Origin of the sequence: Massilia sp. (genome assembly GCF_032106685.1) — a bacterium.
In the GTDB taxonomy this organism is placed as follows: Bacteria; Pseudomonadota; Gammaproteobacteria; order Burkholderiales; family Burkholderiaceae_D; genus Telluria.
In genome coordinates this window covers 1-10110 of the sequence record NZ_DAMCPG010000076.1, presented here as the reverse complement: position 1 = coordinate 10110, position 10110 = coordinate 1, and the positions used below count along the sequence as shown (strand labels likewise).

Annotated in this window: 11 protein-coding genes; 5 read left to right on the top strand and 6 right to left on the bottom strand. The window is 67.0% G+C overall.

The features are described from left to right. A partial coding sequence (locus RT688_RS23345; RefSeq protein WP_313707225.1) for an enoyl-CoA hydratase-related protein occupies positions 1 to 301 on the bottom strand: 301 nt, incomplete at its 3' end. Between the two features lie 91 nt (positions 302 to 392). On the opposite strand from RT688_RS23345, the gene RT688_RS23340 reads away from it, so the two are divergent. Beyond that, positions 393 to 860: a MarR family transcriptional regulator gene (locus RT688_RS23340; protein ID WP_313707224.1), complete on the top strand. Its 468-nt coding sequence runs from the start codon at positions 393 to 395 to the stop codon at positions 858 to 860. 65 nt (positions 861 to 925) lie between these two features. Here the strand turns inward: RT688_RS23340 and RT688_RS23335 are convergent, their stop codons facing one another. Further along, positions 926 to 1465 carry an ankyrin repeat domain-containing protein gene (locus RT688_RS23335; protein WP_313707223.1) on the bottom strand — a complete coding sequence of 180 codons (540 nt, stop codon included), beginning with the start codon at positions 1463 to 1465 and terminating at the stop codon, positions 926 to 928. Positions 1466 to 1735: 270 nt separating this feature from the next. Here RT688_RS23335 and RT688_RS23330 point away from each other — a divergent pair, with 270 nt between their 5' ends. Further along, on the top strand, positions 1736 to 2077 hold the full coding sequence (locus tag RT688_RS23330) for a hypothetical protein (RefSeq protein WP_313707222.1): 342 nt from the start codon (positions 1736 to 1738) through the stop codon (positions 2075 to 2077). Between the two features lie 16 nt (positions 2078 to 2093). On the opposite strand, the gene RT688_RS23325 is transcribed toward RT688_RS23330, so the two are convergent. Both RT688_RS23325 and RT688_RS23320 read right to left on the bottom strand, forming a co-directional pair. After that, a complete protein-coding gene (locus tag RT688_RS23325) occupies positions 2094 to 3773 on the bottom strand; it encodes an AMP-binding protein (RefSeq protein ID WP_313707221.1) in 1680 nt (559 codons plus the stop codon). A 154-nt stretch (positions 3774 to 3927) separates the two neighbouring features. After that, entirely contained in the window at positions 3928 to 4929 is a 1002-nt protein-coding gene (locus RT688_RS23320; RefSeq protein WP_313707220.1) for an aldo/keto reductase, read from the bottom strand. Between the two features lie 229 nt (positions 4930 to 5158). Here RT688_RS23320 and RT688_RS23315 point away from each other — a divergent pair, with 229 nt between their 5' ends. Beyond that, the gene (locus tag RT688_RS23315; protein WP_313707219.1) at positions 5159 to 6253 is read left to right on the top strand and encodes a DUF1176 domain-containing protein; all 1095 of its coding nucleotides are present in this window, start codon (positions 5159 to 5161) and stop codon (positions 6251 to 6253) included. Positions 6254 to 6268: 15 nt separating this feature from the next. Here RT688_RS23315 and RT688_RS23310 read toward each other — a convergent pair whose 3' ends face one another. Then, the gene (locus RT688_RS23310) at positions 6269 to 7435 is read right to left on the bottom strand and encodes an ABC transporter substrate-binding protein (protein ID WP_313707218.1); all 1167 of its coding nucleotides are present in this window, start codon (positions 7433 to 7435) and stop codon (positions 6269 to 6271) included. Positions 7436 to 7642: 207 nt separating this feature from the next. On the opposite strand from RT688_RS23310, the gene RT688_RS23305 reads away from it, so the two are divergent. After that, positions 7643 to 8743: a porin gene (locus RT688_RS23305; protein ID WP_313707217.1), complete on the top strand. Its 1101-nt coding sequence runs from the start codon at positions 7643 to 7645 to the stop codon at positions 8741 to 8743. Between the two features lie 140 nt (positions 8744 to 8883). On the opposite strand, the gene RT688_RS23300 is transcribed toward RT688_RS23305, so the two are convergent. Then, entirely contained in the window at positions 8884 to 9759 is an 876-nt protein-coding gene (locus tag RT688_RS23300; protein ID WP_313707216.1) for an IclR family transcriptional regulator C-terminal domain-containing protein, read from the bottom strand. Between the two features lie 191 nt (positions 9760 to 9950). Between RT688_RS23300 and RT688_RS23295 the strand changes: the two genes are divergently transcribed. Beyond that, on the top strand, positions 9951 to 10110 hold a 160-nt coding region (locus RT688_RS23295; protein WP_313707226.1), incomplete at its 3' end, for a CoA-transferase.

Here is a 10110-nt window from a genome sequence, read left to right as displayed (position 1 = left end):
CCTTCCATTGCCACTGCGAGCAGTCGCGGCGGATGCGCTCCTGGGTGATCTCGGGCTTGCCGTCGGTCTCGCGGAAGTACTCCTTCAAGTCCATGCCCGCGGTCCAGGCTTCGCCGGCGCCGGTCAGGACGATGACCTGGGCCTCGTCGTCGAGCTCGAGGGTTTCCAACACGTCGATCATCTCGCGGTTCAGCGTCGGGCTCATCGCATTGCGCTTCTCTGGACGGTTCAGGGTGATCCAGCCGATACCGTTCTCCACGTCCACCTTGACGGTTTGCCAGCGCGCTTCGTATTTGGACATACAATGTCTCCTCGTTTGTTGGAATATTATCAGGCTGCCTGATATGTGCCTTATACTATACGCACCTGAACCGCTTTACAAGTCGCTTTTCATGAACACAGCAAAAAAACCATCGGCGCCCGCCAAGGCGTCGGGCCCCAGCGGCCTGGCCTACCTGGTCGGCCGCCTCGACCACGTGCTCAAGCAGCGCCTGCGCGACGCCCTGGCGCCCTGCGGCCTCTCCGTGCCGCAGTACACGGCCTTGTCGGTGTTCCGCGCCCACGGCTCGCTGTCGAACGCCCAGCTGGCGATGCGCACCATGACCTCGCCGCAATCGGCCAACGAGATGGTCAAGCAGATGGAAGGGAAGGGCTGGATCGCGCGCACGCCCGATCCGACCCACGGGCGCATCATCCAGATCAGCCTGACCGAGGCGGGACAGGCGGTGCTGGCCGAATGCGACGTCCACGTCGCCGCGACCGAGCGCCAGATGTTCCCGGACCTGGACGAGGAGCAAAGGGCGACGTTGCAGGCGCAGCTGCGCGGGGCGGTCAGGGCGCTGAGCGTGCAGGGCGTCTAGTCTCCAGGAATCGCATGCGCAGGGCGACAGGCGAGACGCTTTGCGCCTTCGGGGCGGGCAGCCGCTTAGCCCTGGCCGGGTGCGAGCGGCTGCATGCGCGCGTTGTCCGTGCGGACCGGTGCAGAGAGGAGGGAAGCGTCTCCCTGTGCAACGAGGTGGCGGCGGATTTGCTGCGCCTGGGCTAGCTGGTCGTGCTTACGTGCAATGTCGAGCGCCGTCATGCCGGAGTCGGTGGCTGCCGTGGCGTCGCTGTGCGGCAGGAGCAGGGTGACGCATTGTTCGCTCCCGCTCGACGCGGCCCACATCAGCGCGGTCCAGCCGTCGGTATCGCGCGCCAGCGGGTCGCTGACCGGCAACAGCAATTCCACGCAGCGCGGGTGGCCGAAGGCGGCCAGCATCAGTGCGGTAACGCCGTCGCGGTCGCTGGCCGCGGCGTCGCTCCAGGGCAGCAATAATTCCACGAAGCGCGCCTCGCCCTCGACGCAGGCCAACATCAGGGCGGTGCGACCCCAGCAGTCGATGGTGCGCGCGGCGCCGGGGGCGGCCGCCAGGATGCGCTTCAATTCGCGCTGGTTTTTTCGCTCGACCGCCGTGAAGATGTCCATGTCCCGCCACTCCAGCCAGGATGCCGGCTTTGGCGGCATCTGGTTCTAGTCTAGGCCGCCGGCCGGCGTCCGCAACAGGCGCGCGCCATCCATCACGAAACAGTCTCAGAATGGATCGAATCAGATCGCGATGGAATATCGAGAGACGGTGGCGCGCGAGGAACGCCGGAAAGTGGCCTGGCGCGCAAACGACCTGGCCGGCGAGCCGTGCGGCGGAGAACGCCAGCAAAGCAGGCGACACGCTGCCGCGGCTTTCGCTACATTCGACGCATGCCGATACCATCACGCCATCCCAGTACGCCGGACGGACGCTACTTCGTGGTCAGGGGACGCCTGTGGCGCCTCAGCAATCCAGGCCTGGCCCCGGAGGTCCGGCAATACCTGGTTGACGGGTTGATGCGGGCGCGCCGCCAGGTCGGCCTGGCCCTGAAAGCCGGCGACAAGGACGCCGAACGCCGCGCGCGCGCCGCCGTCGACGAAGCCAAGCACGCCCTGGGCGAACGCGGCCCCGTGTGGTGGACCGACGGCGCGCCCGACTACAACCGCAAGATGGCCGCGAACACGCCGTATGCCGCCTGGTATGCGGCGCTGCCCGACAGCGGCGCCGCTTGACGCCGCGGCAGTACCTTCAGCCGGCCAGCCCCAGGTCGGTCGTCATCTGCTCGCGCAGCAGGTATTTCTGGATCTTGCCGGTCACCGTCATCGGGAAGCTGCTCACGAAACGGATGTGGCGCGGAATCTTGTAGTGCGCGATCTGGCCCTTGCAGAAGTCGCGGATCTCGTCGCCGTCGGCCTCCATCCCCGGACGCAGGATGATGCAGGCGCACAGCTCCTCGCCGAACTTCGGGTCCGGCACGCCGACGCACTGCACGTCCAGCACCTTGGGGTGCCGGTACAGGAATTCCTCGACCTCGCGCGGATAGATGTTCTCGCCGCCGCGGATCACCATGTCCTTGGCGCGGCCGACGATCGCCGCGAAGCCGTTCTCGTCGATCACGGCCAGGTCGCCCGTGTGCATCCAGCGCGCCGGGTCGATCGCCTCGCGCGTCTTTTCCTCGTCGCCCCAGTAGCCCAGCATCACCGAGTAGCCGCGCGTGAGCAGCTCGCCCTTCACGCCGCGCGGCACGATGCGCCCGACGGCGTCGACGATCTTGACTTCCAGGTGCGGGTGTACGCGGCCAATGGTCGAGACGCGCAGTTCGACCGGATCGTCGGTCGAACTCTGGAAACTCACCGGCGAGGTCTCGGTCATGCCGTAGGCGATGGTGATCTCCGACATGTGCATGCGGCTGATCACGCGGCTCATGACCTCGGCCGGGCAGGGCGAGCCGGCCATGATGCCGGTGCGCAGGGTCGACAGGTCGTAATCGGCGAAGTCCGGATGGTCGAGCAGGGCGATGAACATGGTCGGCACGCCGTGCAGCCCGGTGCAGCGCTCCGCCTGCACGGTCTCCAGCACCGACTTCGGCTCGAAGCCTTCGCCCGGAAACACCATGGTCGCGCCATGGGTCACGCAGGCCAGGTTCCCCAGCACCATGCCGAAGCAGTGGTAGAGCGGCACCGGGATGCACAGGCGGTCGCGTTCGCTCAGCTTCATCGCTTCGCCGATGAAGAAGCCGTTGTTCAGGATGTTGTGGTGGGTCAGCGTGGCGCCCTTGGGCGAGCCGGTGGTGCCCGAGGTGAACTGGATGTTCACGGCTTCATCGAACTGCAATTCGGACTCGAGCCTTGCCAGCTGCTCGAGCTGGGCGGGCGCCGGCTCGGCCAGCAGTTCTTCGAAGTTGAGCATGCCCGGGGTCTTGTCGCTGCCGAGCCGGATCACGTGGCGCAGTTCGGGCAGCTTGCTGGACTTCAGCATCGACGGTTTCGCGTCGTGGATCTCGGGCACCACGTCCTGCACCATGGCGATGTAGTCGCTGGTCTTGAAAACCGGCGACAGGATCAGGGCCGCGCAGCCGACCTTGCCCAGCACGTATTCGAGTTCGGCGCGGCGGTAGGCCGGGTTGATGTTGACCATGATCAGGCCGGCGCGCGCGGTGGCGAACTGCACCAGCACCCATTCGGCGCAGTTCTGCGACCAGATGCCGACCCGGTCGCCTGGTTGCAGACCGAGTTTCAGCAGGCCGGCGGCCAGGCGCGTGACGCGCTCGTCGAATTCGCGGTAGGTCCAGCGCACGTCCTGGTGCGGGACGACCAGGGCGTCGTTGTCGCCGTGGCGCGCGGCGATGTTCTTCAGGAATACGCCGATGGTGTCGCCGATCAGGGGCAGGTCGTGCGCGCCGTGCACGTAGCTGAGCTTGGATTGCATGTTGTCTCCGTGTCGTTTTTGTGTGTACAGGTTGCCGCCTTCGCGCACCCAGCGGGCGAGGGCGAGGGCGCGTGGGCGTCAGCGCGCCCGGGACGCATCGTCACGCTGCCGCGCCGGGTCCCGGGCCGGCCGCATCAATCGCGGCCGCTCCTGCTTATACTACCGTTTTTCTTGGAGGAATCGGCGCACTCGCCGGTAGCAGGCCCTCGGCCAGCAGTTCTTCCCAGAACACGGCCGGGATCTCGATGTGCAGCAGGGCGGCGTTGCGGCGCAGGTGTTCCGGGCTGCTGGCGCCGGGAATCGTGGCCGACACCACCGGGTGCGCCAGGCCGAACTGCAGCGCCGCCGCGGCCAGGTCGACGTTGTGGCGCGCCGCCACCTGGCGCAGGCGCTCGCGGTGGGCGTGCTGCGCGGGTTTCGCCGGCTGGTAGTCGTAGTGCTCGCCGCCGGCCAGGAAGCCCGAGTTGAAGGGGCCGCCGATCACGACGCTGGCGCCGCGCTCGGCGCACAGCGGGAAGAATTCCTCCAGCGGCGTGGTTTCCATCAGCGTGTAGCGGCCGGCCAGCAGGAAGACGTCGGGGTCGGACGCCTGCAGCGCGCGCATGCAGGGCTCGACCGTGTTCACGCCCATGCCCCAGCCCTTGATGAGGCCTTCCTCGCGCAGCTTGACCAGGCCCTCGAAGGCGCCGCCGCGCCCGGCCGCGATGCGGAAGTGGTGCTCGAAGTCGGCTTCGGGCAGTGCATCGGGCGAGAGATCGTGCACGTAGACGATGTCGATGTGGCCGAGCGCCATGCGCTGCAGGCTGTCCTCGACGGCGCGGCGCACGCCGTCCGCTGTGTAGTCTAGCACGCGCCGGAAGGGCATGGCGGAGACGAAGGGGCTCGCGATTTCGCCGGGGTGGTGCGGCACCAGGATGCGCCCGACCTTGGTCGAGAGCGTGAACTCCTCGCGCGGACGGCGCCGCAGCGCCATGCCGAAGCGGTGCTCGGACAGGCCGGCGCCGTAGTGCGGGGCGGTGTCGAAGTAGCGGATGCCCGCCTGCCACGCGGCGTCGACGGTGGCGTGGGCCGCCTCGTCGCTCGTCGTGTGGTACATGTCGCCCAGCCCGGTGCCGCCCAGGCCCAGGCGCGTGATCGGTCGATAGCGCTGGTTCACTGTGGTCCTTTCTTTTCGTCGAACGGAATATGGTCTGCCTGGCGAACTATGCTACACCGCGGGTCCGGAGGCGCGCGTTCCGTTGCCGGTGTGACTTGCACAGTCGTTCAGCGCAGCCTGGACGGGCTGTTCGCGCTGATGGCTTGCCATAAATGCAATGAATCCGTACACTGAGCCGCGCTCGGCTGCCGGTGCCGGCCTTCACGTTCACGCAATATTCAGCACGCATATGAAAAGACACCTGCTCCTTCCGCTTTCACTGTCCTTCCTGGCCGCAGGCGCCGCCGCCGCCGAGACGCCCGGCCTGCGCTTCGAGCACGGGAACTGGGAACTCGCCTGCGACAACACGCGCACCTGCCGCGCTGCCGGCTACCACGCCGAGGGCGCCAGCGACGACGACGAGGACGGCGACAAGCCGCCCATGCCGGTGTCGGTCCTGCTGACCCGCCAGGCCGGCCCGCACGCGCCCGTGAAGGGCGAACTGCAGATCGGGAATCCGGGCGACGAGCAGGAGACAAACCGCCTCCCGCCGAAGCTCGACCTGACGATGCGGATCAACGGCCAGCCGCATGGCAAGGTGCTGATCGCCCAGGGCAAGTGGACCGTCGACCTGGCGCCCCGGCAAACCCAGGCCCTGCTTGCCGCCCTGACCAGGGACAGCCGGATCGAGTGGACCGACGGCACGCTCACCTGGCGCCTGTCGGACAAGGGCGCCGCCGCGGTGCTGCTGAAGATGGATGAATTCCAGGGCCGCCTCGGTACGCCCGGCGCGCTGGTGCGCAAGGGAACGAAGGACGAGAACAGCGTGCTGCCCGCCTTGCCCGCGCCTGTGGTCATCGCTGTCGTGCCGGACCACAAAATCATCGAGCTACCGAAGGCCCGTCTCGCGATCCTGCGCGCGGCCTTGACAGCGCAGGCCAAAGAAGAATGCCAGGCACTCAGCGAGCCCGACGAGGCGGAGAACGGGATTACCGTATGGCGCCTGAGCGGCGGCAAGCTGCTGGCGTCCACGCTCTGCTGGCGCGGCGCCTACAACCAGGGCGACGCCTACTGGGTAATCAACGCCAACCCGCCTTACGCGCCCGAGCTCGTCACCACCTCGGGCTCGGGCTACGCGGATGGGGTGATCGACGGTTCGCAGAAAGGGCGCGGCATCGGCGACTGCTGGGCGTTCGAGGACTGGACCTGGGACGGCAAGCGCTTCGTGCACACCAGCGAGGGGAATACCGGCGAGTGCAACGGCATCGCGCCTGGCGGCGCGTGGTCCTTGCCGACCTTGGTGACGACTGTGCGCAAGCCGGGGACGCCTGTCCGCCCCCGTTGAGTCGCCAGGAGCGGATTATTTGCCCGGATCCTTCTGGTTCGGGAACTGGTCGAACTCGATATTGTAGGGTTGGCCGTTCACCATCTCGACCTTGCGCACGTAGACGGTCTGCACCACGTCGCGGGTCGCCGGGTCGATGCTGATCGGGCCGCGCGGGCTGTTGATCTTCATGCCCTTCAGGACCGCCATCGCCTTGTCGCCGTCGATCTTGCCGTTCAGCTTCTGGCTGACCTGGTAGATCGCGTTCATGCCGTCGTAGGCGGCGACCGCCATGAAGTTCGGGCGGCCGCCCTGCGGGTTGGCGGCGGCAAAGCTCTTCAGGAAGGCGTCGTTCTCGGGCGACTTGTGGGCCGCCGAGTAGTGGAAGGTGGTGATCACGCCCTGGGTGTTGTCGCCCATCGCCGGCAGCACGTGGTCGTCGGTCAGGTCGCCGGTGGCGATCACCTTCACGCCGGCCGCCGCCAGGCCGCGCTCGCGGTAGCCCTTCATGAAGGCGATGCTCTGCTCGCCGGCCGGCACGAAGACGAACACGGCGTCGGGCTTGGCGTCCTTGATGCGCTGGATGAAGGGCGCGAATTCCGGGTTGCGCAGCGGGACGCGGATCGATTCGACGATCTTGCCGCCGTTTTTCACCAGGCGGTCGCTGAACGCCTTTTCGGCATCGATGCCGGGGCCGTAGTCGGCCACCACGGTCGCGACGTTCGTGATCTTGTTCTTCAAAGCCCAGTCGCCCATCGGCGCCGAGATCTGCGGCAGCGTCATCGAGAAGCGCGCGATGTAGTCGGATTTGGTGGTGATCACCGAGGTCGCCGCGTTCATGATGATCATCGGCTTCTTCGCCTGCTGGGCGATCGGGGCCACCGCCAGCGCTTCCGGCGTCAGGCCGAAGCCGGCCAGGAAGTCGACCTTGTCGCGCACCACCAGTTCCTGGGCCAGGCGCTTGGCGATCTCGGGCGAGGGGCCGGTGGTGTCCTTGTAGATCAGCTCGATCTTCTTGCCGGCGACCTTGTCGCCGTGCTGGGCCATCCAGGCCTTGATCCCGCCCTGCATCTGCTTGCCGTAGTCGGCGAAGGGGCCGGAGAAGGCGGCGATCACGCCGACCTTGATGGTGTCCTGGGCCTGGGCCAGCGGGGCGGCGAAGGCCGCGGCGACCGCGAGTGCGGCGATGGTCTTGACTTGCATGTCTGTCTCCTGTCGATGGATCTCGTTGTCGCGCCTTGTCGGTCGGCGTGGCCGTTCCGGGCGGCCGGTTTTTGTCGCAACCGGGCCAACACAGGCTCAAGCATAGTGTTGACAAGGTTCCGTGACAACAATAGTATCGGCTTTGCGTTCGATTAACAACCTCTTGTGCGGTAATCGAACGCACCATAATAAACCCAAGGAGACAACATGAAGAGCATCCTGTCCAGCGCAGCCGCGCTGGCCTGCGGCCTCGCCGCAGCCACGAGCGTCACTTCCGCCCACGCCCAGACCTCGGTCCAGGTCTACGGTATCGTCGACAGCGGCATCGCCCACCTGACCAACGTGAACAACGCGGGCGACTCGAACACCAAGGTGCCCACCCTGACCAGTTCCTTCCCGTCGCGGATCGGCTTCAAGGGCACCGAGGACCTCGGCGGCGGTCTGCAGGCCTTCTTCGTGCTGGAGAACGGGCTGAGCATGGACACCGGCGCCCAGCAGCAGGGCGGGCGCATGTTCGGCCGCGCGGCCAACGTCGGCCTGAAGGGCGCCTGGGGCCAGCTCACCCTCGGCCGCCAGAACAACATGACCTACATCTCGGGCCTGAAGACCGACGTGCTGGGGCCGAACCTGTTCGCCATCGGCAGCATCGACCCTTACCTGCCGAACGCGCGCAGCGACAACGCGATCGGCTACATGGGCAACTTCGGCGGCTTCGTGCTCGGCGCGACCTGGAGCTTCGGCCGCGACGCATCGAACGCGGGCGGCCCGGCCGCCACCAACTGCGGCGGCGAAGTGGCGGGCAACTCGAAGGCCTGCCGCCAGTACACCGGCCTGCTCGGCTACGAGACCAAGGCCTGGGGCGTGACCGCGTCCTACGACCGCATGTACGGCAACACCGGCGCCGGCGGCGGCCTGACCAGCAGCGACAACACCGACATCCGCACCACCGTCAACGGCTACCTGATGATCGGCCCGACCAAGATCGGCGGCGGCGTGATCGACCGCGAAACGAATGCCGCCACCGGCCAGGTCGAGTCGCTGCTGTGGTACCTGGGCGTGAGCCACCCGGTCAACAACTTCGTGTTCGACCTCCAGGCCGCGGCGCGCAACACGAAGAACTCCGATTCGGACGTGACGATGCTGGTGGCGCGCCTGAACTACGCGCTGTCCAAGCGCACCGTGGTCTACACGGCGGTCGGCCGCATGGACAACGACGGCGCGTCGGCGGTGGCGCTGGACGCCGGCGGCACGGTGGGTGTGGGCAAGACGCAGAATGGCGTCATGCTCGGCCTGCGTCACCATTTCTGATCGGGCGGACGAAGCGCGCGCGAGCGCCGGGGGCGTGCATGTATCGGTGGGCACGGGGCGCCCACCCTACGGGTTCCGTAGCGTGTGCAACGTAGGGTGGGCGCCCCTGTGCCCACCGTGCCGTGCGCAAGACCGTCCTCTCAGGGCAGCAGCACCGACAGCTCCTGGGCCCCGCGCAGCAGCACGGGCAGGAACTCCTGTTTCATCCGCTCGACGCTGACGCGGCCGGCCTGGGCGCCGACGTTCAGCGCGGCCAGCACCTGGCCCGAGGCGCCGCGCACCGGCACCGAGATCGAGCGCAGGCCCAGTTCCAGTTCCTCGTCGTTGATGGCGTAGCCGTCCTGGCGCACCGCCAGCAGGATCTCGCGCAGGCGCTTTTGCGAGGTCACGGTCTTGTCCGTCATCGGGCGCAGCTTCGCCTTCGCAAAATAGGCGTTCAGCTCGTTTGGTGTCAGGTGGGCCAGCATCACCCTGCCGAGCGAGGTGCAGTAGGCCGGCAGGCGGCTGCCGGTGTTCAGGGCGACCGACATCACGCGGGTGGCGGCGGCGCGCGCCACGTACAGCACTTCGCCGTCGTCGAGCACGGCGAGCGAACTCGATTCGCCCAGCTCGCGGCTGATGTTGTTCAGGTAGGGCTGGCTCGACACCGTCAGCGGCGTCGACGACAGATAGGAATAGCCGAGCGTGAGCACCTTCGGGCGCAGCGAGAAGTTGTTGTGCTCGGCCTCGACGTAGCCGAGCTGCTGCAGCGTGTACAGGCAGCGACGCACGGCCGCGCGCGGGATGCCGGTCTTCTGGCTGATCTGGGCGATGGTCTGGGGCTTGCGCGAATCGCTGAAGGCGCGCACCACGGCCAGGCCGCGCGCCAGCGAAGTCATGAAGCTCGGGTCGGTGAGGGCGTCGATCTGCTCGGCGATGGTGAGCTCGCGCTCCTCACCTGTTTCCGGGGAGTCGATGCCGTCGGCGGCGTCGGTGCCGCCGTGGGTCGCGCTGTTGGTCGTGGCAGTATTTGTCATGGCAGGATTGTAAAGCAGGCGAAGGGGCAGGGCAGCGCGGCAGTGCGCGCGCGTTGGTCTTTTTTCTTGACCTTTCGGCCAGGGTGCTACTACACTGCATTGGGCGGTAATCAAACATCAGTGCGATTATCGAACATCGCAGACATCATTTCAAGTGCGTCGGCATGATCGGCGCACGACAAGGCGAAGACATGATCGACAAAACCTATGAAACGCTGGAACGTGCCGTCGCCGACGTGCACGACGGCGCGACCGTCATGATCGGGGGCTTCGGTAATGCGGGCATGCCATCAAGGCTGATCGATGCCCTCATCGCGCAAGGCGCGCGTGAGCTCACCATCGTCAACAACA

Coding starts and splice junctions, on each gene's coding strand:
- RT688_RS23340 (WP_313707224.1), top strand. CDS start 393: ATGAACACAGCAAAAAAACCATCGGCGCCCGCCAAGGCGTCGGGCCCC.
- RT688_RS23335 (WP_313707223.1), bottom strand. CDS start 1,465: ATGGACATCTTCACGGCGGTCGAGCGAAAAAACCAGCGCGAATTGAAG.
- RT688_RS23330 (WP_313707222.1), top strand. CDS start 1,736: ATGCCGATACCATCACGCCATCCCAGTACGCCGGACGGACGCTACTTC.
- RT688_RS23325 (WP_313707221.1), bottom strand. CDS start 3,773: ATGCAATCCAAGCTCAGCTACGTGCACGGCGCGCACGACCTGCCCCTG.
- RT688_RS23315 (WP_313707219.1), top strand. CDS start 5,159: ATGAAAAGACACCTGCTCCTTCCGCTTTCACTGTCCTTCCTGGCCGCA.
- RT688_RS23310 (WP_313707218.1), bottom strand. CDS start 7,435: ATGCAAGTCAAGACCATCGCCGCACTCGCGGTCGCCGCGGCCTTCGCC.
- RT688_RS23305 (WP_313707217.1), top strand. CDS start 7,643: ATGAAGAGCATCCTGTCCAGCGCAGCCGCGCTGGCCTGCGGCCTCGCC.
- RT688_RS23300 (WP_313707216.1), bottom strand. CDS start 9,759: ATGACAAATACTGCCACGACCAACAGCGCGACCCACGGCGGCACCGAC.